Origin of the sequence: Streptomyces sioyaensis (genome assembly GCF_004122735.1) — a bacterium.
Lineage (GTDB): Bacteria > Actinomycetota > Actinomycetes > Streptomycetales > Streptomycetaceae > Streptomyces > Streptomyces sioyaensis.
In genome coordinates this window covers 1-25,452 of the sequence record NZ_SDIF01000065.1, presented here as the reverse complement: position 1 = coordinate 25,452, position 25,452 = coordinate 1, and the positions used below count along the sequence as shown (strand labels likewise).

Below are 25,452 nucleotides of genomic sequence, written 5' to 3'. Positions count from 1 at the left end.
TGCGCCAGACCCGCCCTGCGCGGTATCAGCCGAGCGAGTAACTCCCACTCCTGAACGGTGAGTTCATGGGCGCGTATCACCCCATGGTGATCCACCAACCCGATGATCTTTGAAGACGGACCCTAGGTGGCGTGTCCGCGGACAGCGGTACGGAAGGCGACCGGGGACTGCCCGGTGCGCTGGTGAAAGAACTTGCTGAAGTTGGTGGCGCTGGAGAAGCCGAGCTGGGCGGCGATGCGTGAGGCCGACTGGTCGCCGTGTGCCAGCAGGCGCCGGGCTTCAAGGATCACGCGTCGGTCGATGAATTCCTTCGCGCCGACGCCCGCGGCGGCCAGCGTGGCCCGGGAGAGGGTGCGGGTCGAGTAGCCGAGGGCTTGGGCGTAGTCCTCCAGGCGGCGGGTGCGGGTGAAGTCGCGATCGACCGCGTCCCGGAAGCGGAGGTAGGTCTCACCGGGTTCGGGGGCCGGGCTGCCGACCGGGGCAGTGACGCGGGCCAGGCGCAGAACGAGGACCGCCAGCAGATGACGCAGCACCGCCGTATGAGTGTCGAGAGGGAGTCGGCGCGGGGCCTGGAACTCAAGTGTCAGATGGGCAGTGGCCGTGTCCAGGGCATCACGGTCCTCTGCGACGGGGACGTGGAGGACCGCGGCGTGTCGGTCGTCCACGGCCGCGGCGGCCACGGTGCCGGGGTCCAGGAAGTCGCGCTCGAAAAGGATCAATGTGCCTTCGGCCTCGTGCGGGTCGGCCCATTGCTGCACCTGGCCAGGGCGTACCCACAGCCAGGAGCCGGGCTTGAGGGCGTAGCCGGTGAAGTCCACGGTGTGCCAGAGAGAGCCGCTGGTGAGGGTGAGCAGGTGGTGAAAGGTCGGCCGTTGGGGCGCGGTGAGACCGGCCTTACCCATCCGGACGGGGACTCGCTTCCGCAGCTCCGCCAGGGACATGACCTCGATTCCGGTGGGCGTGCCGACGGGGGCCGCGAAGGCGATGTCGGCGATCTCGGCTGCGTCACCGTGTCGTTTTTTCACCATCATCAGTCGCCACTGTATCCGGCTGGACTCCTCTCGACGGGGGCGTCGGCATCGAGCCGGGCCGGCTGGGCCTGGTCGGCGGCGACGCGGTAGGTGGTTGGCATGGTGGCTTCCTGGCAGGTGGGGGAGGCGGCGAGGATCCGGACGCACCCACATCGGCACGGGTGGGCGGGCAACGCCGCCGACGCCCGAGGGTGCAGCGGCGGGTGGCCAGGGCGGTGAGGGCAGCCCCGGCGAGGGGGGCCAGCAGATACGCCCACAGGTAGGCCGGCCGGCCCGCCCAGATGGCGGGGCCGAACTGGCGGGCGGGATTGGCCGACCCGCCGGTGAGAGTGCCGAGGACGACGATGACCGTGGCCGCGGCGGCGGGGAGGGCCAGTGGTACCCACTTCGTCAACGGGGGACGTGACAGGAGGAAGAGAGCCACCGCGATCACCGCGGCCGTGGCGGCGGCCTCTGCCGCGCACAGCGCGGCGGCCGACCAGCCCGGTCCGGGCCGCACGGCGGCGTACGCCAACCGGCCGCCGACGGCCGGGCCCCACACGAGCCGCGCCAGCCCGGTGCCGGCCAGTGATCCGCCGAGTTGGGCCACGGCGTACGGCAGGACGTTGCGGCCGGGGAAAGCGCCCGCCAGCCACAGGGCAAGGGTCACGGCCGGGTTGAGGTGCCCGCCGGAGAGACGGCCCCACCGGGAGGAGAGCGCCAGTGAGAGCGCGGCTCCGACGAGCACGGCCACTACCACGAGTTGGAGGTGCACGTTGGGGAGTGCCCGGCTGAAGGGGGACGCCATCGTCCACCGGACGGCTGTGACCACGACGAACAGCACCGCACCGGTGAGGGTGAACTCCACAGCGGCCGCAGCCCAGGCGATCTCCCGCCGGGCCGCGTGCCTTCCGGCGGCGACGGTGCCGCCGCCGGAAGCCGTGCCGTTCTCCCGCCCGGGGAGGGCACGGAGTTCTGCCCGCACGGTCAGCCCCAGGTCATCTCGCCGGTGGCGACCTTGGAGCCCAGCTCCAACGCCACCAGAAGCCCCAGGTCCGGATGGCGGCGCTGCATCGCGGTCTGCAACGCCTCGGCACTGTCACCGCTCTTGGCCAGCTCCTCCTCGAACTCGGCCAGATAGGCGCGAGTGAAGGCGATCACCGAGGCGTCGGTGGCGGACTCCGCAGCGCGGTGGCCGGCGACGACGTAGCGCGGGTTCAGCTGCTCCATCTCGGCCAGCGCCTCGGCCCAGGCGGAGCGCTCGCGTGCCGTGGCGGTGTCCGCGGTCCACACGTGCAGGCCGGAGAAGAGCAGCACACCGCCGACGACCGCCCGGTCCTCGGGCTGCCACAGGTATTCGGTGCGCCAGACCAGGTCCGGGTGCCCGCCGCGGAGTTCGAAGCGGTGTCCCTCGATGCTGACGCCGTCCTCCTCCAGCACCTCGGGGATGACGACCTCGTTCGGGAGGTTCTTGCCGAGGTGCGCCCAGGTACGCAGCTTGGACTCCCAGCTTGCCTTGATCCTCTCGACGGTGGTGGCCGTGGCGACGATTCTGACCCGGGGGAACGCCCGACGGATCACTTCGAGGCCGAAGTAGTAGTCCGGGTCGGAGGTGGTGACCACGACCGTGGTCAGTTCCCTGCCGCTGTCGAGGATGTCCGCCAGGACCCGGTGCTGTTCGGCGAGCGTGAACTGGCCGTCCACCAGCAGTGCCTCGTGTTCACCGGTGATCAGTACGGATGACTTGTGCAGGCCGGTGTCGCCGGCGGTGTGCACGGTGTAGCTCAATGCGGACATGGAAGTCCTGCCCTTCAGGGAGAGTACGAACGGGGTGAGGGGGACGAGCGGTTCAGGCGGCCGTGGCGGCGAGGCGCTGGTCCAGGGCACGGGTAAGGGCATCGGCAGAGGTGAGGGGGCCGCCCAGGCGATCGGCCCCGTGCGCGGTGTGCAGCAGCAGCGTCGGATAACCCTCGACACCCAGCCGGCGCACTTCGCGGAAGTCGGCCTCGGCCCGGGCGCGGGCGGCAGGTGCGCCGTACGCGATGGCTACGGCCTCGGCATCCAGCCCCAGCTCGGCAGCGATGTCCCGGTACACCTGCACATCGGAGAGGCTGCGGCCGTCGATGTACCAGGCGCGCTGCATGGCAGCGGCCGCATCCAGAGCGTTTGCGCCCGGCTGGCTGCGCAGTGCGGCCAGGCCGGTGGCCGCGTCGGTCGAGTCCATCACCCGATTGCCCTCGGCGAGCACCCGCTCGTAGCCAGGGCCGAAGGTGACACCGGTCAGCTCGGAGATACGGGTGTTGGCAGCGGGGATGTGCGGGTAGGCCGCCACCGGCAGGGCACGCGGGCCGGTGAACAGCCCGCCGGACAGGACCCGCAGGTCGATCCGGTCGGCGTTGGCATCGGCGAATTCGTGCAAGGCCGGGCCGAAGCCGTAGCACCAGCCGCAGTAGGCATCGAAGGCGTAGGTCAGTTGGGTGCGCTCCATGGAGCTCGTCACACGTCCTTTCCAGATTCCGTCACTCGCCGTGCTGTGTTCGCCGAGCGACAGGCTCAACGCTAAGGCGAGTGCTGGAGTGCACCCGGGTCGGTCCGCGACCTCTGATGGTCAAAATCCGACATCCAGCGCCATGCACCGGCTCATGTCAACGGTCCGGGCGGGCCGCTGCTCAGGCGGCGTGGGGAGGGGTGCAGCCGCCGGCGGCCAGGGCGCCGGCGGCCAGGGCGCCGGCGGCAACCATGGTCTGTGGCGTGTGGCGGCACGGCTCTGGAGCGCAGGCGCACGGGAGCCCTCCGGTCAGGAAGGTGCGACGAAAGGCCAACGGGATTCCCCCGGGGCGGGCATGTCAGCGGCGCGCGGCGCGGTCCTCCGGCTGCACGACCGTCGTACCGGAGAGCCCTGGACGGCGTGTTCACCCGGTCTCTCCGGCACATCCAGGCCGAGGCGGACGCGGCCGACGACATCGACCGGCTCGCCGGATCGACTCCACCCTCGTACACAACGTCGTCGAGCGCCGCTTCCGTCGCCTCAAGGGCTCTCGCGGCATCGCCACCGGATACGACAAGACCGCCACTCCCACGAAGCAGCGGTCAGTCTCGCGTCATTCCTGCTCTGGGCAAGATCCGTTCGAGGACGGACCCTAGATGCCCCCGTGCTCCCGCCACAGTTCGGGCAGCGCCTCGTCGCCGGTGATCGTCAGGGTGTCCCACGGCAGACGGTTCCACAGGGCGAGATAGAGCTCCTCGGCCGGGCCCTCGATCGTGCAGTCCACCGGCTTTCCGGTCTCCGGGCGGTCGGCGTCCGGGGCCGTACGCACCGTGTGCGGCGGGGCGTCGGAGAGCCGGACGGTCCAGTCGGCGCCGGGCGCATCCGTCGCGCGCAGCCGCAGCGTGCGGGGGCGGTCCGTACGGATCCTGCTGCGGTCGCGGGAGTGAAAGCCCGTCAGGATTTCGTCGATGCCGTCGGCGGCGAAGGCGGACGGGAGGGGAGTGAGGGAGGCGCCGGCCGCCTGCTGGGCATCGGCGCGGTGCACCGAGGTCTCGTGTGCCTGGCGGCGCGCCCAGAACGCCAGCGGGGACGGGGCGGGCAGAAACGTCCAGGCCGTCAGGTCCTGCGGGGCGGAGTGCAGGGCCAGGACGAGCTGGTGGTGGCCCTCGCGCAGCCAGCCGTCGAGCTCGTCGTCGGCCAGATCGGGAGCCTCGGGGAAGGAGCCGGGCTGCTCCTTCCCCTGCGTCACGAACTCCGTCGCCCACCGGTGGACCCGCCCTATGTGGGTGACCAGATCCCGCATCCGCCACTCGGGACAAGCCGGAATCCGGGCATCCGGCCCCGCCTCCTCGGCGGCATTGGCGAGCAGGCTGCCGTCCAGTCGCAGTGTTTCGACGAACTCGGTGATCTCCATGCCCCTGAGTGTGCCAGTCGGCACTGACAACGGACCCGCGCGGGTCCCGGCCGCGGCCGGCCCGCGCACGGTCCACCGGCACCGGAGTCACCGCGCTGACCTGCACCGCGACGGCCGTTGCGGACTCAACTACCCTCCGGACGCAGGGGATGGAGTGCCCCCGGACCACGGCACGCGGCAGGGGGTGCCGTCACGTCTCACGCGTCACCGTCGTACCTCCCGCGTCACCGGCGTCCGGTGTGATGCGCCCCGCGGGTGGCGTACGCGATGCCCGCCGCGACCGCCGCGAGCAGGGCGACCGTGGTCAGCGCGAGGGGCAGGCCGGCCGCTTCGGCGAGGAAGCCGATGGCGGGCGGGCCGAGCAGCATGCCGCCGTAGCCGACCGTGGAGGCCACGGCGACCCCGTCCGGCCCGCCGGTCTCGCCTGCCCGGGCGATGGCAATGGGAAAGATGTTGGCCAGCCCCAGGCCCGCGACGGCGAAACCGGCACCGGCCGCCCAGACCGTCGGGGCAAGCGCTCCCAGCAGCATGCCCGCGGTCGCCGTCGTCCCGCCCGCGATCAGCGCCCGCGCCGCGCCGAAGCGCTGGACGACCGCGGTTCCGGACAGCCGCCCGAGGGTCATCGCCAGCGCGAAGACGGCATATCCGGCGGCGGCCGTCCCGGGGCCGGCGGCCAGGTCCTGGGTGAGGTGCAGCGCGCCCCAGTCGGCCATCGCCCCCTCGCCGTAGGCGGTGCACAGCGCGATCAGGCCGAACACGACGACCAGGCGTCGCCCCCGCCCCTCGTGCCCGCCGCGCGGCCGGCTCTCCTCGGCCGCGGCCCGCTGCTCGGGGACGACCGGTGCCGGGTGGGTGCGCAGCGAGCGCCCCGCGACGGCCGTCACCAGCAGTCCGAGCCCGGCGAGGAGCGTGAGGTGGACGGTGGCGGACAGGCTGCCCGCGACCAGCCCGCCGAGCCCGGCGCCGAGCATCCCGCCGAGGCTGAAGGCGGCGTGGAAGCTCGGCATCACCGGGCGCCGCAGGGCGCTGATGAGATCGACGGCGGCGCTGTTCATGGCGACGTTGAGCGAACCGTAGGCGGCGCCGAAGACCAGCAGGACCAGGCCCAGCGCGGTGGCCGAGTGGGTCAGCGGCGGCAGCACGATGCTCAGGGCGAGGGCGGCCGCGGAGGCGGTGGTGACGGTATGGCTGCCGAACCGGCGGCACAGCCGCCCGGTGATCATCATGAAGGCGACCGCGCCGGCCGACACGCCGAGCAGCGCGAGTCCCAGGGCGCCCGCGCCGGCGCCGGTCTGCGCCTTGATGGCCGGGATCCGGACGACCCAGCCGGCGAAGAGGAAGCCGTCCATGGCGAAGAAGGCGGTGACGGCGATGCGGAGACGGGTGAGGTGCGGATCGGCGGGGAGCGGGTCCCGGTGGGTCGTCAGGGCCGCCCGTATTTTGTTTAGTGTCGGCACAAAGCCAGAATAGAGGGGTGACCCAGACTCGGACAACCAGGCTGGAGCGGGGCCGTGGCGCCCTCGGCCCCGCACTGGAGCTCGTACACACCGGACGCGCGCCCACCCGCGCCGTCCTGACCTCCGAACTCGGCGTGACCCGCGCCACCGCGGGGGCGGTGGCCGCCGAGCTCGAAGCGCTCGGCCTGATCACCGTCGACTCCCGGCCGACCGCCTCGGCAGGCTCCCAGGGGCGCCCCTCCCACCGGCTGTTCGTCGCCGAGAACGGACCGGTCGTACTCGCCGCGCAGATCCATGCCGACGGGTTCCGGGTCGCGCTGGTCGGCCTCGGCGGCCGGATCGTGGCGACCTCGACCGGCTGCGGCGCCATCCCCGCCGACCCGGCGCACGTCCTCGCCGACGCCGTCGGGGCCGGCGCGGAGCTGCTGCGCGAGACCGGCCGGCGCTGCCTGGGCGCCGGGCTCGCGGTGCCCTCCGCGGTTGCCGAACCGGACGGTGAGGCCCTCAACCCGCTGCACCTCGCCTGGCCCGCCGGCGCCCCCGTCCGCGAACTGTTTCTGCGTGCGCTCGCCGCTGCCGGCATCCCGGGCGTCACCGACGCGATCGGTTTCACCGGCAACGACGTCAACCTCATGGCGCTCGCCGAACACCGCCACGGCGCCGGCCGGGGCGCCCGCGATCTGCTCTGTGTGGCCTCCGGCCACCGCGGCGTCGGCGGAGCGCTGGTGCTCGACGGCCGTCTGCACAGCGGCAGTTCGGGCCTGGCACTGGAGGTCGGCCATCTGACGGTCAACCCCGAGGGGGCGCCCTGCCACTGCGGCAGCCGCGGCTGTCTGGACGTCGAGGCGGACCCGCTCGCCTTCCTCGGCGCCGCGGGCCGCGAGCCGGGCCCCGAGGTCTCCCTGCTCCAGCAGGCCGCCGACCTGCTGCGGGACGACTACGCCGATCCGGGCGTCCGCGCTGCGGCCGATCTCCTCATCGACCGCCTCGGCCTCGGCATCGCCGGGCTCGTCAACATCCTCAACCCCGACCGCATCGTCCTCGGCGGGCTGCACCGCGATCTGCTGGCGGCCGACCCCGAGCGGCTGCGCGCGGTGGTCGCCGACCGCAGTCTGTGGGGCCGCAGCGGCGGCGTACCGATTCTGCCCTGCAGCCTCGACCACAACAGCCTGGTCGGCGCGGCGGAGCTGGCCTGGCAGCCGGTGCTGGACGATCCGCTGGTCGTCCTCGCACGGTAGGGCCCGCCTCCGGCCGGACGGCCCGGGCTGCGGTCATGCCTCCCGAAGCGGTGGCGCGCAGCCCGTGCGTCGGCCCGTACGTCTGCTCGTGCGTCAGCCCGGTCGCGTACTGCAACAACGGCACCCCGGTGCCACCCCGTTGGGGCGGTGGCCGCAGAGGCGGTCACACGGTAGCGGCCGGGTCCGTCACCCGGGCGTCCGGGTGCGGGGTCCGTGCCCAGGCGGCGGCGAAGGCGCGCGCCGGGTTGGCGGTCAGAAAGTGCGTCACCAGGTCGGCGCCCAGGGCGAGTTCCAGCCGTTTCCGGTGACGGATGAGCAGATGTGGCATGCCCGGGCCGCCGTTCACCGACCGGGCATCGGCCGTCGTGGTGTCGCCGCCCAGCAGGATCCGGTCGGCGAAGCCCGCCCCGGCCAGCGCGGCCAGCGCCTCGGGCAGCCGCCAGTCGGTCGCATGATGGGCCCGAGAGGGGCCGTCGAACGCCAGATACGCCCCGGTCCCGGCGGCCGCCCGGTGCACCACGAGGTCCGGTGCGCGGTTGAGATGGCCGAGGATCACCCGGTCCGGCGGGATAGCCAACTCGCCGCAGAGCAGGTCGAGTACGTCCAGCGCGCCGGTCCCCAGCTCCAGATGCACGCCGATCACGGCGCCGGTCGCCCGCTGGGCCTCGGCGGCCGCGGCCATGGTGTACCGGGCGTGCCGGTCCAGCCCGTGAAAGCCGCCGGCGACCTTGATCATCCCGGCCCGGGGGCCGGTGCCCCCGATCCCCACGGTCAGCTCGGCGACGAACATCCCGGCCAGATCGGCGCGGACCCTCTCCAGCACCTCAGGGGCGTAGTGCACCGCCTGGTGCAGCCCGGTGGCGGCGACGATCCGTACCCCCGACTCCCGTGCCAGATCCGGGAGTTCGGCCGCGCAACGGCCCATGCCGTACGGCGTCCATTGGATCACCGCCGCGCCGCCGGCCGCCCGGAAGGCCCCGAGCTCGGCGGCCGCGGCCCCGGGGTCGTCCAGCTCCTGACCCGGCAGCCGGGGGCTGCGCAGGAAGAGATGGTCGTGGGCGTTGCAGACGCCGAGGTCCTCGGGGGCGATGTCGCCGAGGACCGTACGGACGGCGGGAGCGGCCGCTCCGTGCGCGGTGGCCGGGGTCACCACCGCCGCCCCGTGCCCAGCCGCCCGGCGTCCGGGGCGGACAGATGCAGCACCTGGAAGCGCTCGCCCGCGGGCCCGGGGGAGGCGTCCGCCCACAGGGTGAAGTGGACCAGCTCCCAGCGGTGCGGATCGAGGGCCAGCGCCGTGGTGTGCACCCCGTCCGTCGTGGCCAGCTCCTCGTGTGCGGCCGCCGCGGTGGCCACGGCGGTGGCCGTGTCGGCGTCGCCGGGGAGCGCTTCGGTCCGCCGGGTGAAGGCACGGGGGAGGGCGCCGGCGGCCGGGCCCCGCCGGTGGAACAGCCCCTGCCAGTGCCGTACGTCCGGCCGCCCGAAGTCGCGGACCACGCCGCGGAATCCGTCACCGAGCAGGAAGCGGTTCATGGCCTCCGGAGCGGCCCACAGGTAGAACGGCGCGTACTGGTTGACCGGCGAACCGTCGACGCCGCGCGTGCGGATGCCGTACGCCTTGAGGCCGAGCCCGGCGTACGCGTCCAGGAGGTGGCCCCTGGACTTCACCCGGTCCCGGATGATCTGCATGTCGTAGTCGGCGGGCAGGGTGATGGCGTACTGCATGGCGTGCATACGGACTCCGTAGGGGGAGGGGGCTCAGTCGGCGGTGGGCGTGACCTGCGCGGCGAGCAGCGCCAACACGCCCTGGACGGCGGCGTCGAAGGGGGCGGTGTCGTCGGCGGCGCGGGCCAGCACGTAGCCGCCCTGGACGACGGCCGCGACGGTCGCCGCGCCGGCCACCGGATCCAGCCCCGCGGCCAGTTCGCCACGGCGCTGCCCCTCGGCGAGGACCTCGGCGATCCGGCCCCGCAGCCAGCCGAACATCTCGTCCAACGGCTCCCGCAGCACGGGGCTGTGCACCACATCGCGGTCCTGGGTCATCCGGCCGATCGGGCAGCCGCGCAGCACCTGCCGCTCGCGCAGCAGGTAGGCCGCGATCCGGTCGTACGCCGTACCGGGGGCGGTCAGGCACTCCTCGGCGGTTTCGGTCATGTCCTGGGCGGTCCGCCGGATCGCGGCGAGGGCGAGGTCGGACTTGCCGGTGAAGTGGTGGTACATGCTGCCCTGGCCGACGTCCGCACGCTCCAGGATCGCCTTCGGGCTGGTGCCCACGTACCCGCGCTCCCACAGGAGTTCCTGGGTGCTGCGGACCAGTCGTTCCCGGGTGCCGGGCCGTTCCTGACGGCCGGGCCGCTTCTGAGTGGTCATGGCCGGACTGTACATACCAGTAGTTACAGAGAGCAAGGGCAGGGTGAGGGCAGGGGAAGGCCAGAGCAGGAGCGGGCGGAGGGGGAGTGCGTCCGTGCGGCCGGAGCAGGCCGGTGTGCCCCGCGTACTTCCTGCGGCGTACGAGCGAAGCCGCTGGCCGTACGACGACCGGCGGCGCCCGGGGAGCGAGGCTCGAAGGAGACCGGACGCACCGGTCTCGCGGGGACCGGCAGCACCGGCCCCGTCCCCTTCCACCGAGGAGTTGAGGGCGATGTTCACGCTCGCCGCACCCTGGGCCGGCGGCGGCCCGGGCCCCTGGATCCTGTTCGTGCCCGTGCTCTGGGCGATGGTCGTCTTCGGTGTGGTGACGTTGCTGCGCCGCACCGTGTGGCGGCACGGCGGGCCCCGCGGGCACCTCCGCGGCCCGCAGTTCTCCGCCCGTACCGATGCCCCGTCGCCCATCGCCGTGCTCGGCCGGCGCTTCGCCGCGGGCGAGATCGACGAGGAGGAGTACTGGCGCCGGCTCTCCGTCCTGGAGGAGCACTTCGCCACCGGGCCCAAGGGGGGCGCGGCCTGACCGCCGCCGGCGCCCGGACGGCCGGCCCCGCGGTCCGCCCGTCAGCCGACCTTCGTGCCCCGCAGCCGGGCGCGCGGACCGGCGTCCGCCATGGGCAGGGGCTCCGTGTACGCGCGGTCCGTGCACGCCTCTTCGGGCGCGGTGGTCAGGGCCGGAAGGGTGAACCACACGACCTTGCCGGTGCCGTCCGGGCGCACGCCCCAGCTCTCGCTGAGCGCCGCGATCAGCGCCAGCCCGCGGCCGCAGGTCTCCCAGCTGCCGGCGGCCCGAAGCCGCGGCAGCCGGGGATCCTCGTCATGCACCGAGACCGTCAACTGATCGAGGAGCACCCGGAGTTCCACGGTGCACTGCTTGCTGGGGCGGGCATGCCGGTGGACATTGGCGAGAAGTTCGGTCACTCCGAGCGCCGCCGGGTCTATCAAGGCGTCGAGACGCCAGTGCCGCAGCTGCGCGGAGACAATTCTGCGCACATGTCCGATGCGAGCCGGAACGGCTTGGAGCTCCACCGTGCAGTGCCTGCTGGGCTGCCTGATCACGACCGCGACTCCCTGATGAGGCCGGGCGCCCCTCGTACCGGGCAGGGGCGAAGATCGGATCCAGCGATGCCGACTGCACCACAGCGTCACCGCTGGTGAACCCTCAGTGATACGATTACAGGGTCATCCAGTCGGTGCGCTCCCGCAACCGCACCCCCCGGCCGGAAGGGGGCGTCAGGTGCGCGGTGGACGCGCCGCTTCCAGTGCCTTGAGGAAGAGCTCCGGTGCGCCGAGGGTGAGCGAGTAGCGATGCCCGTTGAGCGTGGCCAGCGCCCGGTCCCGCGCCGCGAACAGCGGCTTGTGGGCGTGGACGGCCTGCAGTGGAGCGCTGTCGATCTCTCTGCCGTAGCTGGTCAGCAGCGCCAGTCTGCCGTCTTGGATGACGACCTGTCCGGCGCGGGTCAAGGACCGCAGCCACCGCTCGATCCGTACGCCGGTCGCGTTGAACTCGGCCTCCGCCATGCCGGCACCTCCTCGGTGAACGGGCAGTTGCCCTCCACCGCCCCTTGGGGGAAGTCTGCCGGTACGGCGCCCGGTGCACCAGTCTGTCCGGTGCGCAGTGCGCCGGGCAGCACTGCCCCAGGGTCTCCTTGGGGTATCTCAAAGTGATGTTTATGCAGGTGAGAAGGGTGCGGCGGGGGTTATAGTCGAAATCGGCCCGCCGTTGTGCGCGGGATTTTCCAGCCCCTTGAGGAGTGCGCCGGTGAGCACCGCACAGGAGCCGCAGAGCCGGCCCGACCACGAGGCCGCGGCACCGGCCCCGATGCCGACCGTCGATGTCGACCGCACGGATCCGGACTACCGAAGCTGGCTGAAAGAAGCCGTTCGCAAGGTGCAGGCCGACGCCAACCGCACGGCCGACACCCACCTCCTGCGCTTCCCGCTGCCCGAGGCGTGGGGGATCGACCTCTACCTCAAGGACGAGTCGACGCACCCCACCGGCAGCCTCAAGCACCGGCTGGCCCGTTCGCTGTTCCTCTACGGGCTGTGCAACGGCTGGATCCGCCCCGGCCGGCCCGTCATCGAGTCCTCCAGCGGCTCCACGGCCGTGTCCGAGGCGTATTTCGCCTCACTGATCGGGGTGCCGTTCATCGCGGTGATGCCGGCCACCACCAGCCAGGAGAAGACCCGGCTGATCGAGTTCCACGGCGGCACCTGCCATCTGGTGGACGACCCGCGGACCGTCTACGAGGTCTCCGCCCGGCTCGCCGCCGAATCCGGCGGCCACTACATGGACCAGTTCACCTACGCGGAACGGGCCACGGACTGGCGCGGCAACAACAACATCGCCGAGTCGATCTACCAGCAGCTGCGGCTGGAGCGTTACCCCGAGCCCGCCTGGATCGTGGCCACCGCGGGCACCGGCGGCACCTCCGCGACCATCGCCCGCTACGTCCACTACATGCAGTACGACACCCGCGTCTGCGTCCCCGATCCGGAGAACTCCTGTTTCTTCGACGGCTGGCTCACCGGGGACGCCAAGAGCGACTGCGCCACCGCCTCACGCATCGAGGGCATCGGGCGGCCGCGGATGGAGCCGAGCTTCGTCACCGGCGCGATCGACCGGATGATGAAGGTGCCGGACGCGGCCAGCATCGCCGCCGTACGCGCCCTGGAGACCGCGATAGGCCGCAAGGCGGGCGGCTCGACCGGCACCGGGCTGTGGAGCTCCCTGCGGATCGTCGCGGAGATGGTCGCCGAGGGCCGTACGGGATCCGTCGTCACCCTGCTGTGCGACCCCGGCGACCGTTACCTCGACAAGTACTACTCCGACGCCTGGCTGGCCTCCCAGGGCCTGGACATCACGCCCTACGCGCGCACCATCGAGGAATTCCTCGCCACCGGCACCTGGCCCGCCTGAGCCTCCCGTCCAGAGGTCATGGGAGCCTCCCGTCCGGCCTGTCCGAGCCTCCCCCGTCCGGCCTGCGTGAGCCACAGTCCCGCCTGCCGGGCCTCCCGTCCGGCCCGTGTGAGCCCCTGTCCGGCGCTTCCGCACCGTCCGGCCCCTCTGCGCGCTGGGGCGGCCCGCGCGGGGCGGAGGCGCTTCAGGCCCGGGCGAGGCGGCGGTCCAGGGCCCGCGCCGACTCCCGGAAGGCGCGGCCCAGGCCGGGCCTCGCCAGCGTCAGCAGAAGGCGGAACGGTGCCGGGCCGTCCGCCGCGAACGTCCACCGCAGCCGGGTGCCGGCGCCCGCCGGTGTCAGCCGCCAGTCCTCCAGCAGCGCCCACAGGCCGGGGGCGTTGGTGGTGTCGACCCGGTAGGCGTACCGCGCACCGGGCTCGGCCGCCAGGACCGTTTCGGCGAAGCGGGTGCCGCCGGTCAGTCGCACCACCCGGCCCGTGCCGTCCAGCGTCGGCGCCGACCGGGACACCCCCGTGAACCAGCTCGACCAGCCCGCCACATCCTCGGCCAGCGCCGCATAGACCGCCTCCGGCGGGGCGGTGAGCTCCGCGGCGAACACCAGCCGCAGCGGGGCGGAGGCGGTGAAGTCGAGTCCGACGGGGCGGAGTTGGCGTGCCATGGGAGAGCTCCCTGGGAACGGTCGGCCGGGCCGGGGGTGCCCCGGCGCGGCACACCATAGCTGGCGCACCGTCAGATGTCTGCGGCCGCCTGCTGTTCGCCCGCCACCACCAGCTCCGGCGGCAGCTCCGCGAACTCCGCACGCGCCTCGGCCGGCAGCCCGGAGTCGGTCACCAGCACCGCCACCTGATCCAGCGTCGCGAACGAACTCAGGCCGACCGTGCCCCATTTGGTGTGATCGGCCACCACCACCACCCGCCGCGCGGAGCGCACGAAATGCCGGTTGGTCTCCGCCTCCGCCAGATTCGGCGTCGACAGCCCCGCCTCCACCGATATGCCGTGCACGCCCAGGAAGAGCACATCGAAGTGCAGCGACCGGATCGCGGCGTCCGCCACCGGTCCCACCAGGGTGTCCGAGGGGGTACGCACCCCGCCGGTCAGCACCACCGTCGCGGCCCCCGCGCGCGGCCCGCCGCCGCTGGCCGCCGCCCGCTGCGCGGTGTAGAACACATCGGCCACCCGCACCGAATTCGTCACCACCGTCAGATCCGGCACCTCCAGCAGCTGCTGTGCCAGCGCGAACGCGGTGGTGCCGCCCGCCAGCGCGATCGCGCTGCCGGGCGCCGCCATCTCGGCCGCGGCCCGGGCGATGTCCTCCTTGGCGCTCAGCTCCAGCGCCGACTTCGCCTCGAAACCGGGCTCGTGCGCGCTCGGCTCACTGACCGGTACCGCGCCGCCGTGCACCTTCTCCACCATGCCCTGACGGGCCAGGGCGTCCAGATCGCGGCGGACCGTCATGTCCGACACCTTCAGCCTGCGGGTGAGTTCATTGACCCGTACCCCGCCGCGCCGCCTGACCTCGTCGAGAATCAGGGCCCGCCGCTGCTCCGCGAGGAGGTTCTGGTTGTCACTCACCCCGGCCCGTCCCTTCCGCCCCGGCTCGCGCTCCCGGGTCTGCGCGCGGGCTGCCGCCCGCGATCACTGATGTCCTCATCCTCGCACGTGGTGCTGACAGTGACGCCGGTTGCCGGTGGGAAGCATGCGGGAGGCCGGTTCCGGTCGGGAGCCCGGCGCGGGTACTGGATGTGCCCCCGGGGGGAAGGGACAATCCTGGGGCGCCACACCGCACGGCGCCGTACGGACATCGGGGGAGACTGTGGAGACCGCGGAACCGACACCGCACGCCCGCCCAAAGGACCGTGACACCCCGGCAGACGGCCCACCGGACCCGGCACCACAGCTCTCCCTGGAGCTGCTGGTGCACGGCGTCGGCGGCACCTCGGCCCAGGAAATGCTCGGTGACCCCCGCGTACAGCTGATCACCGGCGACGACACCGCGGCCTGCTACCGCCGCACGGACGACGCGGACGCCGAGCAGCGGCCCGACGACTACCGGGGCGAGCCGGTCCGCGAGGCGTACTGCTGGTCCAACCTCACCTCGGGCAACGGCGCCCGCGCCCTGTGGCTGATCCTGCTGCCCTTCATGGTCGCCAACCTCGCCCACTGGATGCGCCCGGCCGCACCCGCCGAGCACCGCGCCCAGCGGATCTACGACGTGCTGGTGCGCCTCCTCGCCCTCACCCTCACCGTCCTGCTCGCCGCCGCGGCCTGTGAGGTCGCCCTCGACCTCACGGCCTGGCAGTGCGCCGGCACCACCGCCTGCAACGCAGACAAGTCCTGGATGGGCTTTCTCAGCCCCGACAACTCCGGCTGGTGGAGCGCCCCGGGCCGCCGCCTGGCCCTCGCGGCCACGGTGCCGCTGGCCGTGATCGGCTTCCTGTGGTGGCTCTCGCGCCGTACGTGGAGCGCCTACGAATCGGCCTCACCGCCGCCGCGGCAGCCCGGTACCTCCCGGGGCACCCCGGTCGCCGAACGCACCGCGCTCAGCCGTGAAGGCTTCTGGTACGGCCGCCGGGTGGTCGCCCGGCTGCGGGCCGCCCACACCACGGCCGGCGTGCTGACCGTCGGGACCGTGCTGCTCGCCGCCGGAGCGAAGGCCGACGGGCGCGCCGGCAGCGCCGCCCTCGCGGTCACCGGCCGGGCTTTGACCGTCCTGGTCGCGCTGCTCGCCGTCACCACCCTGGTGGTCGTCTGGCGCACCGCCCGCAATGAGGCCGCGCCGGACGTCCGGTCCGACCGCCTGGTCGTGCGGGTGCTGCCGTTCGCCGCCCTCGCCGTGCTGGTGCTGATCGCCGTGCACACCGGCTGGGCGCGCACCGGCGCCCGCAGCCACGGCGCGCTGCCCGGCGCCGCCGCCTTCGGCGGGATCGCCGTCTTCCAGGGCCTGCTGGTCCTCGCGCTGGCGCTGACCGCCTGGGTCCTCCAGCGCGCCGCCCGGGACGACGCCCGCACCGCGCTGTGCGGCATGGGCGGGCCGGCCGTCGCCCTGCTGGCCTGCGCGGTCGGCGGGGTGCTGTCCGGGGGAGTGGCCCAGCGCTTCGCGGACTGGCTGGACGGCGACGCGACCCCCGGCCAGGAGCACGCCCCGATTCCCGGGCCGCCGGTCCTGCTGTCCTGGCAGGCCTCGGTCCTGCCCGTCCTCCTGGTGGTCGTCGCCGGCGTCGCGGTGCTCGCCGCCGTCCGGGTGGTGCTCGTCCGCGGCCGGGTGGCCCGGGACGTCCCCGGGCTCTACGACCCGCGCGAGCACCTCGACCGGCGCCGCATCAAGGGCATCGCCGGCGCCATCGCCCGTGCCGGACTCACCGACGCCGCCCCCGTCCTGGTCGCGGCCATCGCGGCGGTCACCCTCGTCCTCGGGGCCGGTGCGGTGGCCGGTGCCTGGCTCACCGACCTGGCGCCGGGCCGCGCCACCGACGGCGCGCCGCCCGTCGTGCACGCCGCCGCCGAGACCGCGGAGTCCCTGGGCTCCTGGCTGATGAGCGCCGGCGTCATACTGCTGATCACGATGGGCCGGCGCGCCTACCGGGACCACGCCGCCCGCCGCACCATCGGCATCCTCTGGGACGTCGGCACCTTCTGGCCGCGTGCCGCCCACCCCTTCGCCCCGCCCTGCTACGCCGAGCGCGCCGTCCCCGACCTCACCTGGCGGATGGCCACCTGGACCGAGCGTTTCGACGGCCGGCTGGTGCTCTCCGGCCACTCCCAGGGCAGTGTGCTGGCGGCAGCCGCCCTCTGGCAGCTGGACCCGGTCACCCGCAGCCGGGTCGCGCTGCTGACCTACGGCAGCCCCCTGGAGCGCCTTTACGGCCGCTGGTTCCCGGCCTTCTTCGGGCCGCCGGCGCTGACCGGACTGCACCGCGAGATGGACGACTGGCGCAATCTGTGGCGCTTCACCGACCCCATCGGCGGTCCGATCCGGCTCACCTGCGAGGACGGCGGGCGGATCGACGAGGGGCCGCTGCGCGACCCGCTCGCCTTCGGCCGCACCCTCTACCACCCGCTGCCCGCCCAGATCCTGGGCCATGGCGACTACCAGGCCGACCCGGTCTTCCGCAGGGTGCGTGCCGAACTCATCGCCCGGCTCGGCCCGGACCTGCCGGGCCAGCGGCCCGCTGACGCAGGCGCGGACTCCCGGGCGGATCAGGGGAGTTCGGGCAGATCGTCGGCGTAGAGCAGGGTCAGGTCGTCGGTGCTCGGGTCGGTCAGCTGCGCCACCCGGCCCGCGTGCCGCTCGACCATGGCCTCGAACGTCTGCCGCGCGGTGCGGCCGTTGCCGAACGACGGCCCCTTGGGCAGCGCCGTGAAGTACTTCAGCAGCGCCTCGCCGGCCCCGTCGGCGAGGTGGTACTCGTGCTCCTCGCCCTGCTGCTCGACGATCCGCAGCAGCTCTTCGGGCGCGTAGTCGCCAAAGGTGATGGTCCGTGAGAAACGGGAGGCCACACCGGGGTTGACGGCCAGGAAGCGCGCCATCTCGGCGGTGTAGCCCGCCACGATCACGACCACCGCGTCCCGGTGGTCCTCCATCAGCTTCACCAGGGTGTCGATGGCTTCCTTGCCGAAGTCCCGTCCGGAGTCCTCGGGGGAGAGGGCGTACGCCTCATCGATGAACAGCACGCCGCCGCGCGCCCGGTCGAACGCCTCCTGGGTACGGATCGCCGTCGACCCGATGTGCTCGCCCACCAGGTCCACCCGGGACACCTCGACCAGATGCCCGCGCTCCAACACCCCGAGGGCGGCGAGGATTTCGCCGTACAGGCGGGCCACCGTGGTCTTGCCGGTGCCGGGGGAGCCGGTGAAGACGAGGTGGCGGCGGACAGACGCGGCCTTCAGCCCCGCCTCCTGCCGGCGGCGCCCCACCTCGATCATGTTGATCAGGCTGCGCACCTCACGCTTGACGCTCTCCAGGCCCACCAGGGTGTCCAGTTCGCCCAGCACCTCGTCGGAGGGCCGGCTGCTGCCGGCCGGGGCGGCGGGGGCGGCCGGCGGCGGGGCCTGGGCCGGCACGTTGCCCAGCAGCCCGGCCGTCTGGGTCGCCTGCTGGACCGCGGGCGCCGTCACCGCACCGGCCGCCGGCGCCACGGCACGGCTCTCGTCGCTGGTGCAGTCCTGGACCGTCGGCCCGTCCCCCTGCCCCGCGCCGCCCTCGGCGAACTCGTAGCCGCCGCGCGCGCACCGCTCCGTACGGCACCGCGTCAGGGCCGTACGGCAGCCGTCGATCACATGGAAACCGAAGCCCGAACTCCCGGTGACCCGGCAGCCGTGGAAGGTGCCGCGGCCCTCCGCCGAGACGTAGAACCCGGCCTCGGCCGGGGAACTGACCGTGCAGCCCTCGATGGTGGGGTCCGCGCCCTTGGTGACGATCACGCCGGTCTGCGCACCGTCGATGGTGCAGTGCGCGAGCGTGCCGCCGCTGCCGTGGTCGCGGAACCACGCGCCGGTGGCGGCCTCCCGGATCCGGCAGTCGTCGAGCTGGACGGTGGCGCCGTCGCTGACCGACACCGCGGTGTTGCGGACCTGGGCGAGGTCGCAGTCCACCACATCGGCGCGCGAGCCCCGGTCCAGCACGAACAGCGCGTCCGGCACGTCGTGCACCCGGGTCGAGTCGAGCACGGCGGTGGCGCCGTCGCTGACCCACACCGCCGGATAGTCCCCCGTGCTGTCGTGGATCTCGCACTGGTTGGCGTCCACCCGGGTGCCCGGGTCCCATACGGACAGGCCGTTGCGCCCGAAGTGCCGCACCGTGCTGCGGGTCAGCGTCAGTACCGAACGGGACCGCAGATCGACCGCGTTCTCCGGGATGTCGTGGATGTCGCAGTCGGCGAGGGTGAGCACCGCGTCGGTGTCCAGGGTGACCCCGTCGGCGGAGGTGCGGTGCACCGTGCAGTCGGTGAAGTGGCCGGTGGCCCGCGCGGCGATCTGGATCCCCGCGCCCTTGATCTCGTACAGCTCACAGCCGACCGCCTCGACCGCGCTGCCCTCGCCGTTGACCGACAGGCCGGCTCCCGAGGCATGGTGGATCCGGCACTTCTCCAGCCGCGGATGGGCCCCGTCGCGCACCGCCACGCCGGCCTGGCCGGCGGCCACCACCTCGCACTCCTCGAAGAGGCCGCCGGCGCCGTCCAGGACGCTGATGCCCACCCCGCCCGGATTGTCGACCGTGCAGCGGCGCACCGTCGGGCGGGCGCCGCCGCGGACCTCGATGCCGGACGCGGACCGGGTCACCACCCGCAGGCCGGACAGCTCCGGGGCGCCGTCCTCCACCAGCAGGGCGGGCGAGGTCGAATCCGTCGCCTCCAGATGCAGGTCGTGGACGGTGGCCGAGGCCCGGACCGTCAGCGCCACCCCGTCGGCCGGGGCGATCCGCACCGCACCGCGCGCACCGTCGGGGCCGCGCAGCGTCACCGCGCGCCCCAGCACCAGATTCTCCCGGTACGTACCGGCCGGGACCGTCAGCACATCACCGTCCCCGGCGGCTTCCAGGGCGGCGGCGAGCGAGCTGTACTCCCCTGTACGGCGCCGCCACCGCGAGGTTCCGGAGTGCGTCACCTGGACCGAGGCCTGTGCCATGGTGCTGTCGTGTCCCCACGTCGTGCGGCTGTTGTCGGCTCGCCGGCATCCGTCCGCGGATGTCCGCTTTTCGGCCTGCGAGGCGCCGGCCGAGAAGCCGGCGCCACCACCGTAGCGCGCCCGGCGAGCGGTAGTTGACACGGTCAGCAGCCTGGTCAGCCGACCCTCAACTACCGGCGTCGGCCCGGCCCCAGTCCTGGCCCGCCCGTTCCCACTCCTGGTCCCAGCGGCGGAAGCGACGCACCATCAGCTGCCAGCCGACCAGCCGCCGGGCACCCTCGATCATCATGCCGACCCCGGCCGCGGTGCCCAGGCCGGCCAGCACCGCATGCGTACCGGCCGTGCTGACGTCCATCGGCCGCGGCATCACCCGGCCCCGGTCGTCCGTCCAGATCCGGAACCGCTCGCCGGGCTCGACGGGCCGTGGCGCGGCGAGTTCCCCGACGCGGACGCTGCCGTCCGAGGCCGTCCAGCGGGCGATGACCCGGCGGTGCGCGTCGCGCTGCGAAGCGGTTTCCGGATCGGGGTCGAGCGGGGCCCGCGACACCAGATGGTCGACCGTGACCCACACCAGATGCCGCTGCTGGTGCTGTATCCGTACGGTCTCCAGCAGCGCGCCGTGCGCGGACCGGCCGGCGAGCCAGCCCGCGGAGGTCGCGCCGAGGGCGATCAGCAGGGCGGCGGCGAGCGCCACCCAGGCCTCGATCCGGTCGGTGCGGCGCCACAGCGGACTGTGCCGCCAGCGCCATACCCCGCGCATCGCTCGCATGGTTGCCCCCTCTCGGTGTGTCCGTGAATACCTCATCGCGGGTGGTCCCCGCGAGAGTTCTGCGAAGTGGGAGCAACTTCGGGCCGTACAAAACGTGACATCAAGAGGGATAGGACCGCTGCTCGTACGTCTGTCTCCCTGCGGCGGGAGCGGTGCCGGACGGCCGTCGCCGGGGCGGGGAGCCGCCTTCGCCGCCGGCCGCGGCGAAGGCGTTCGGGCCCGTCAGTGCGCGGGCCCGTGGTCGTCCAAGTCCGCGTCGGCGAGGGGCAGGGCGAGCGCGGACGGATGGTGCAGTGAGATCTCGGACGGCTGGAGGCGGGTGGCCGTCGTCAGCGGTTCACCGGTGCCGGTGTTGCGGGCGAAGCGCGGGTGGGCGCCGCCGCTGATCTGCAGGCGGATCCGGTGTCCGGCGGCGAAGCGGTGGGCGGTGGCGCTCATGTCCACCGTGACCTCGGCCGGGCCGTCCTCGGTGAGGTGGAGCCGCCGCAGCCCGTCGCAGACGTTGACCGAGCGGCCCCGGTCGTCGACGTCGCAGAGCCGCGCGAAGACATCGGCGTGGCCGGTGTCGGTCGTGACCCGCAGTTCCGCCCGGACCGGCCCGAGGACGTCCAGCGGCTCGGTCAGCGGTGCGGTGGTGAAGGTCAGTACGTCGTTCCGGGCCTCCAAAGCGGTGTTGTCCCGGCTCCCGGCCTTGGGGGAGAGCAGCGGACCGCCGATCGAGGGGGTCGGGTCGGCCGGGTCGTAGCGGAACGACAGCGGCGCGGAGGTGCCCTCGGGAGCGCGGTCGCGCAGCGTGCCCTCGCTGCCGAGGTACCAGCGTCGGTCCGTGCCGGGCGGGGGCCAGGCGGGGAGGTCGTGCCAGGTCCGCCGGCCGCCCACGTGCACCCGCACCCTCGACTCCCGCAGGCCGGAGGGGGCGTCGCACAGATGGGCCCGCAGCCACGCCAGGCTTGCGGTGAGCGCCTCGGGGTCGCGCAGTGCGGAGTTGTGCGTCCAGGGGCCGATGAGCAGGGAGGCGTCGCAGCCGGCCCGCCCGAGCCGCGCGTACTGCTGCAAGGTCTGGCCGAGCAGCGCGTCGTGCCAGCCGGTGATCAGCGCGGTCGGTACGGTCAGCCGCTCGGCCGCGACCCCCGCGTCCGCCCCGCGCCAGTGCGGGTCCTCCGGGTCGGGGTGCGCCATCGCCTCCTCCAGGTAGGGCACCCGGCCGCCCAGACCGGCCGCGTACACCTCGCCGAGGGGGAGGGTCCGGGTGATCTTTCCCAGGTGGCGCTGCAACCGCAGCGCGGCCCGCACGGACTCCTTCAGGCCCCGGTGCTGGGACAGCCGGCCCATCGTGGAGATCAGCGCGGTCTCCAGGGAGAACGCGCCCCCGGGGTGGAAGAAGGCGTGCTGGTCGTGCAGGCCGACCTGGACCACCATCGCCCGCAGCTCCGGCGGCGGATCCAGCGCGAGCGCCCACTGGACGTAGCCGAGATAGCTGGCGCCGATCGTCCCCAACACGCCGGTGAACCACGGCTGTTGACGCAGCCAGGCCACGGTGGCCCGGCCGTCGGCGGCCTCGTGGCGCCACAGGTCGGAGGTGCCGCCGGACCCGCCGGAGCCGCGGCAGCTCTGCAGGACGACATGGAAGCCCTGTTCCGCCAGGTGCACGCCGTACATCGTCGCCCAGGGGAAGCCCCGGCCGTACGGGGAGCGGACCAGGACGGTGGGAAAGTCGCCGTCGGCCAGCGGGAAGTAGTGGTCGGTCAGCAGGGCGCTGCCGTCGGCGGCGGGCACCACGAGGCCGGGCTCGTGGGCGACGTCATGGAGCGCCGGCGGCAGGTTCCCCATGGTGCGCCTCATGGCCCGGAGGCGCAGGGGCAGCTTCTGTGCGGACGAGTTCTTTGCGGACGAGTGGGGTGTCGCCGTCGTCACGGTGCCTCGATTCCTGGAGCAGGTCCGCCGGAATTTCCGTACGGCGTACTAGAATAAGCGATGAGAGGATGGCCGGCGGAACGACCGGCATGACCGGCAGGAATGACCGGCAGGAGCGAGGAGAGGCCGCCGTGGCCCGAACAAGCGCAGCCGGCCGCAGTGCCGGTGTGGATCCCGAGGCGCTCTGGCCGACGGCCGAACGTCCGCGGCGGGGGCGGCCGCCGGCGTACAGCCGCGCCGAGATCACCGCCGAGGCCGTCGCCCTCGCCGACGCCGAAGGGCTCGGTGCCGTCACGATGCGCGCGGTCGCGGCCCGGATCGGGGCCGGCACGATGTCCCTCTACAGCTATGTCCCCAACAAGGAGACGCTGCTGGAGTTCATGATCGACCAGGTCAGCGGCGACCACCGGATGCCCCGCGAACCCTCCGGCGACTGGCGCGCGGACCTCCGCCAACTCGCCCGTGAACAGCGCGCGCTCATGCGGCGTCACCCCTGGCTGCCGGCCGCGCTGCCCGCCCGGCAGACGCTCGGCCCCAACGCCCTCACCGTCCTGGAGTACGCGCTGGCCGTCCTCGCCCCCGCCGGCCTGGACGCCCGGGCCCGGCTGGAGACCTTCACCCTGCTCACCGGGTTCGTGGCCAGTCACGTGTCGTACGAACTCGCCCAGGAGCAGGCGACCGTGGCCGCCGGCCGCACCTCTCGCGAGCTCCTGGAGGCCCAGGCGCGCCACCTCCGGTCCGTCGCCACCGGAGATTCCTACCCCCACCTCGCCGAGGCCCTGACGGCGGCGAGCCAGGACCCCGGCGACCAGGACGCCTTCGACCGCCTTCTCGACCGCATGATCGACGGGCTGACGGCGGCCGTCTGACGGCCGGGGCGCGGGCACCCGCGGGCGACGTCCTCCGCGTCCGCCGGGCCTCTTGCGCGGGCCCGGCGCCGGGCGCCCGCCGCGGACGGCCGGTCACCGGGCCGCGTCGCTCCGGCAGCCGCCTCGATCGGCCGGGCCTGCCAGGGCCGGCAGGGCGAAGGGCCGAGCCTGCCCGGTCAGTCGAGTACCTCGAACGGGTCGCCGATACGGATCGTGCCGACCCCGCGCGGTATCAGATTCTGGCCGAAGACCAGCTGGTCTCCGAAGCGGCGGTGGCGGGCGAGGGTGCGCAGCGGCTCCTTGCCGCGCTCGGCGGTGGTCTGGTCGGTGGTCGTGACCACGCAGCGTGCGCAGGGCTTGACCACCTGGAAGACCACCTCGCCGATGCGGACCCGCCGCCAGTCGTCCTCCGCCCAGGGAGCGGTGCCGTCCACCACCACATTGGGCCGGAAGCGGTTCATGGGCAGCGGCCCCTCGTCGGCATGGTCGCCCTGCGCGATGAGGGAGTTGAGGGCGTCCAGCGACGAGCTGGTCGTCAGCAGCAGCGGGAAGCCGTCGGCGAAGCTGACCGTGTCACCGGGCGCGCTGAAATCCGGCGCGATCGGGCGGCGCTTCTCCGGGGCGTCGAGATACACCAGCCGGCACTCGACGCCCAGATACCCGCGAAACCACTCGGCCGCCGCCGGGTCCGCGGGCACCGCCTCGACCTCGTCCTTCCAGACCTCGACCGGGAGCGTCTCCCCGGAGGCGGGCACCTCGACCGTCAACGGCTGCCGTCCGGGCGCGGTGAGGCGCAGGGCGCCACCCGGCAGCTCCTGGGCATGCGCCAAGGCCAGGGCCGGCTGCTGCCGTTGGGTGAGCTGCCTGCGCTGGGCATCGACCAGCAGCCAGCGTCGGTCCCCGGCGAGCCCCCAGGGCTCCACGACCGCCTCGCCGGGACCGGACCCCGCAATGGACTTGACCGGGTAGAGATGGATCGAACGGAGTGCAGGCTTCGGCATGCCATCCATCCTGCCAGCCGCCTCGGACAGTTGACCGATCGGCCAGGTCAGTACCCCCGCGGATACTGGCGGCCGTAGGGGTCGTCGTACGGCGAGGCAGGCCGCGGCGCCACCGGAGCGGCCGGCCGCATCGCCTCGTACCCCGTGCCCATGGGCGGGCGCTGGGGCTGCTGCTGTTGCGGGGACGGATAGCCGCGGACGCCCGCCTGCTGCGGGATGTACGGTGCCGGCGCCTGCTGCAGCGGGGCGACCGGCTGTGCGGCCGCGCCCGGGTAGCCCTGCAGGGGTGACGGCTGGGAGGGCGCGGCAGGCAGTGCCGGAAGTGCCGGCAGCGCCGGCACATACGACGAGCCCGTGTCGTAAGGGGACGGGTTCACCCGGATCGGGGCGATCTGCGGCGTGCCGCGCTCTGCGACGAGGCTGTCGTAGATCGGGGTGTCCGGGAAGGAAGGCGAAGCGTAGTAGCCGCCGCCGTAGGTAGAGCGGGGGGAGGTCATGCTTCATAAGTTAAGCCCACGATGTGCCGATTGGGGAGTCTGGAAAGGGGGTTGTTTTGCGTGTTCGGAGTGGCTGCGCAGCGCCAATGCGAGTGAACGTGTGGAAATCGGTCGCGATCGCCCGTAGGAATCGTGTAAAGACCCCGCTCCTCGCAGGTGAACAAGGGGCGTTCGGAACGGTTCGGGCCACGTAGGTTGGGGGTGCCACCACCGACGGGTGCGGCGGACGAGAGGAAGGCGCGGCGATGTCGATGCTCAAGGGCAGCAATGTTCCGGTCCCGGCCGCGGCGGTCCGGGTGGAGCTGGGGTGGCAGGCCGCCCCGGGGACACCGGACGTGGACGCCTCCGCGCTGCTGCTGGTGTCCGGAAAGGTCCGCGACGACGGCGACTTCGTCTTCTACAACCAGGCCGCGCACCGCTCCGGCGCCGTACGTCACGAGGGCAAGCGCCCGGCCGGCGGCACGCTGACCGACACCCTCACCGTCGAGCTGGCCGCCGTCGAACCCGCCGTGGACACGGTGGTGCTCGCCGCCTCCGCCGACGGCGGCACCTTCGGCAGCGTCCCCGGGCTGCACATCCGGGTGCTGGACGCCGCGGGCGGTGCCGAGCTCGCCCGCTTCGACAGCCGGGACGCCGGCCCGGAGACCGCCTTCGTGCTCGGCGAGCTCTACCGCCGCCAGGGCGCCTGGAAGTTCCGCGCGGTGGGGCAGGGCTACGACACCGGTCTCGCCGGCCTGGCCACCGATTTCGGCATCAGCGTCGAGGAGCCCGCGGCTCCGCAGCCCCCGCCCGCCCATGGGCACGGGGTACGAGGCGATGCGGCCGGCCGC

At 73.3% G+C, this 25,452-nt stretch carries 25 protein-coding genes; 7 read left to right on the top strand and 18 right to left on the bottom strand.

The features are described from left to right. Positions 1 to 122: 122 nt before the first annotated feature. The 6 genes from EST54_RS21480 to EST54_RS21455 form a co-directional block, all read right to left on the bottom strand. Positions 123 to 1,031: a helix-turn-helix transcriptional regulator gene (locus EST54_RS21480; RefSeq protein ID WP_174857486.1), complete on the bottom strand. Its 909-nt coding sequence runs from the start codon at positions 1,029 to 1,031 to the stop codon at positions 123 to 125. Continuing rightward, the gene (locus EST54_RS21475; protein ID WP_161989314.1) at positions 1,006 to 1,995 is read right to left on the bottom strand and encodes an aquaporin; all 990 of its coding nucleotides are present in this window, start codon (positions 1,993 to 1,995) and stop codon (positions 1,006 to 1,008) included. Before EST54_RS21475 ends, EST54_RS21480 begins: the two co-directional genes overlap by 26 nt. Before the next feature lie 2 nt (positions 1,996 to 1,997). Further along, positions 1,998 to 2,807 carry an MBL fold metallo-hydrolase gene (locus EST54_RS21470; RefSeq protein ID WP_129249298.1) on the bottom strand — a complete coding sequence of 270 codons (810 nt, stop codon included), beginning with the start codon at positions 2,805 to 2,807 and terminating at the stop codon, positions 1,998 to 2,000. A 52-nt stretch (positions 2,808 to 2,859) separates the two neighbouring features. Further along, positions 2,860 to 3,510 carry a DsbA family protein gene (locus tag EST54_RS21465; protein WP_244942584.1) on the bottom strand — a complete coding sequence of 217 codons (651 nt, stop codon included), beginning with the start codon at positions 3,508 to 3,510 and terminating at the stop codon, positions 2,860 to 2,862. 640 nt (positions 3,511 to 4,150) lie between these two features. After that, entirely contained in the window at positions 4,151 to 4,912 is a 762-nt protein-coding gene (locus EST54_RS21460) for a maleylpyruvate isomerase family mycothiol-dependent enzyme (protein ID WP_129249296.1), read from the bottom strand. A 224-nt stretch (positions 4,913 to 5,136) separates the two neighbouring features. After that, a complete protein-coding gene (locus EST54_RS21455) occupies positions 5,137 to 6,369 on the bottom strand; it encodes an MFS transporter (RefSeq protein WP_129249294.1) in 1,233 nt (410 codons plus the stop codon). A 17-nt stretch (positions 6,370 to 6,386) separates the two neighbouring features. On the opposite strand from EST54_RS21455, the gene EST54_RS21450 reads away from it, so the two are divergent. After that, positions 6,387 to 7,607 (top strand): ROK family protein, encoded by a 1,221-nt coding sequence (locus tag EST54_RS21450; RefSeq protein WP_129249293.1) that lies wholly within the window; start codon positions 6,387 to 6,389, stop codon positions 7,605 to 7,607. A gap of 163 nt (positions 7,608 to 7,770) precedes the next feature. Here EST54_RS21450 and EST54_RS21445 read toward each other — a convergent pair whose 3' ends face one another. From EST54_RS21445 to EST54_RS21435, 3 genes are read right to left on the bottom strand one after another with little or no spacing between them, the layout of a single operon-like run. Beyond that, on the bottom strand, positions 7,771 to 8,760 hold the full coding sequence (locus EST54_RS21445) for a phosphotriesterase family protein (protein WP_129249291.1): 990 nt from the start codon (positions 8,758 to 8,760) through the stop codon (positions 7,771 to 7,773). After that, a complete protein-coding gene (locus tag EST54_RS21440; protein WP_129249289.1) occupies positions 8,754 to 9,338 on the bottom strand; it encodes a DUF4865 family protein in 585 nt (194 codons plus the stop codon). The genes EST54_RS21445 and EST54_RS21440 overlap by 7 nt, the downstream gene beginning before the upstream one ends. Positions 9,339 to 9,362: 24 nt before the next feature. Continuing rightward, a complete protein-coding gene (locus EST54_RS21435) occupies positions 9,363 to 9,974 on the bottom strand; it encodes a TetR/AcrR family transcriptional regulator (protein WP_129249288.1) in 612 nt (203 codons plus the stop codon). A gap of 271 nt (positions 9,975 to 10,245) precedes the next feature. Here EST54_RS21435 and EST54_RS21430 point away from each other — a divergent pair, with 271 nt between their 5' ends. Further along, entirely contained in the window at positions 10,246 to 10,551 is a 306-nt protein-coding gene (locus EST54_RS21430) for an SHOCT domain-containing protein (RefSeq protein WP_129249286.1), read from the top strand. A gap of 41 nt (positions 10,552 to 10,592) precedes the next feature. Here EST54_RS21430 and EST54_RS21425 read toward each other — a convergent pair whose 3' ends face one another. Both EST54_RS21425 and EST54_RS21420 read right to left on the bottom strand, forming a co-directional pair. After that, positions 10,593 to 11,087, bottom strand: a complete 495-nt coding sequence (locus tag EST54_RS21425) for an ATP-binding protein (RefSeq protein ID WP_129249284.1) — start codon at positions 11,085 to 11,087, stop codon at positions 10,593 to 10,595. Positions 11,088 to 11,261: 174 nt separating this feature from the next. After that, on the bottom strand, positions 11,262 to 11,549 hold the full coding sequence (locus tag EST54_RS21420) for a hypothetical protein (RefSeq protein WP_129249282.1): 288 nt from the start codon (positions 11,547 to 11,549) through the stop codon (positions 11,262 to 11,264). A gap of 301 nt (positions 11,550 to 11,850) precedes the next feature. Between EST54_RS21420 and EST54_RS21415 the strand changes: the two genes are divergently transcribed. Continuing rightward, complete coding sequence (locus EST54_RS21415; protein WP_129249321.1) at positions 11,851 to 12,948, top strand: PLP-dependent cysteine synthase family protein; 1,098 nt, start codon at positions 11,851 to 11,853, stop codon at positions 12,946 to 12,948. A gap of 184 nt (positions 12,949 to 13,132) precedes the next feature. Here the strand turns inward: EST54_RS21415 and EST54_RS21410 are convergent, their stop codons facing one another. Together EST54_RS21410 and EST54_RS21405 are read right to left on the bottom strand one after the other, a co-directional pair. Beyond that, positions 13,133 to 13,606, bottom strand: a complete 474-nt coding sequence (locus EST54_RS21410; protein WP_129249280.1) for an SRPBCC family protein — start codon at positions 13,604 to 13,606, stop codon at positions 13,133 to 13,135. A 71-nt stretch (positions 13,607 to 13,677) separates the two neighbouring features. Then, positions 13,678 to 14,520, bottom strand: a complete 843-nt coding sequence (locus EST54_RS21405) for a DeoR/GlpR family DNA-binding transcription regulator (protein ID WP_129249278.1) — start codon at positions 14,518 to 14,520, stop codon at positions 13,678 to 13,680. A 241-nt stretch (positions 14,521 to 14,761) separates the two neighbouring features. Here EST54_RS21405 and EST54_RS21400 point away from each other — a divergent pair, with 241 nt between their 5' ends. Continuing rightward, the gene (locus EST54_RS21400) at positions 14,762 to 17,176 is read left to right on the top strand and encodes a hypothetical protein (protein ID WP_174857485.1); all 2,415 of its coding nucleotides are present in this window, start codon (positions 14,762 to 14,764) and stop codon (positions 17,174 to 17,176) included. Here the strand turns inward: EST54_RS21400 and EST54_RS21395 are convergent. The 3 genes from EST54_RS21395 to EST54_RS21385 form a co-directional block, all read right to left on the bottom strand. Beyond that, a complete protein-coding gene (locus EST54_RS21395) occupies positions 17,146 to 19,572 on the bottom strand; it encodes a right-handed parallel beta-helix repeat-containing protein (protein WP_129249318.1) in 2,427 nt (808 codons plus the stop codon). The genes EST54_RS21400 and EST54_RS21395 overlap by 31 nt on opposite strands. A gap of 166 nt (positions 19,573 to 19,738) precedes the next feature. Then, positions 19,739 to 20,332: an Rv1733c family protein gene (locus EST54_RS21390; RefSeq protein WP_129249316.1), complete on the bottom strand. Its 594-nt coding sequence runs from the start codon at positions 20,330 to 20,332 to the stop codon at positions 19,739 to 19,741. A 231-nt stretch (positions 20,333 to 20,563) separates the two neighbouring features. Beyond that, on the bottom strand, positions 20,564 to 22,171 hold the full coding sequence (locus tag EST54_RS21385) for a CocE/NonD family hydrolase (RefSeq protein ID WP_129249277.1): 1,608 nt from the start codon (positions 22,169 to 22,171) through the stop codon (positions 20,564 to 20,566). 10 nt (positions 22,172 to 22,181) lie between these two features. Between EST54_RS21385 and EST54_RS35940 the strand changes: the two genes are divergently transcribed. Both EST54_RS35940 and EST54_RS21380 read left to right on the top strand, forming a co-directional pair. Beyond that, positions 22,182 to 22,307: a hypothetical protein gene (locus tag EST54_RS35940; RefSeq protein ID WP_275416160.1), complete on the top strand. Its 126-nt coding sequence runs from the start codon at positions 22,182 to 22,184 to the stop codon at positions 22,305 to 22,307. A 115-nt stretch (positions 22,308 to 22,422) separates the two neighbouring features. After that, complete coding sequence (locus EST54_RS21380; protein ID WP_129249314.1) at positions 22,423 to 23,124, top strand: TetR/AcrR family transcriptional regulator; 702 nt, start codon at positions 22,423 to 22,425, stop codon at positions 23,122 to 23,124. Between the two features lie 176 nt (positions 23,125 to 23,300). On the opposite strand, the gene EST54_RS21375 is transcribed toward EST54_RS21380, so the two are convergent. Both EST54_RS21375 and EST54_RS21370 read right to left on the bottom strand, forming a co-directional pair. Beyond that, a complete protein-coding gene (locus tag EST54_RS21375) occupies positions 23,301 to 24,125 on the bottom strand; it encodes an MOSC domain-containing protein (RefSeq protein ID WP_129249275.1) in 825 nt (274 codons plus the stop codon). 47 nt (positions 24,126 to 24,172) lie between these two features. Then, complete coding sequence (locus EST54_RS21370) at positions 24,173 to 24,622, bottom strand: DUF6643 family protein (protein WP_129249273.1); 450 nt, start codon at positions 24,620 to 24,622, stop codon at positions 24,173 to 24,175. A 245-nt stretch (positions 24,623 to 24,867) separates the two neighbouring features. On the opposite strand from EST54_RS21370, the gene EST54_RS21365 reads away from it, so the two are divergent. Continuing rightward, a partial coding sequence (locus EST54_RS21365) for a TerD family protein (RefSeq protein ID WP_244942583.1) occupies positions 24,868 to 25,452 on the top strand: 585 nt, incomplete at its 3' end.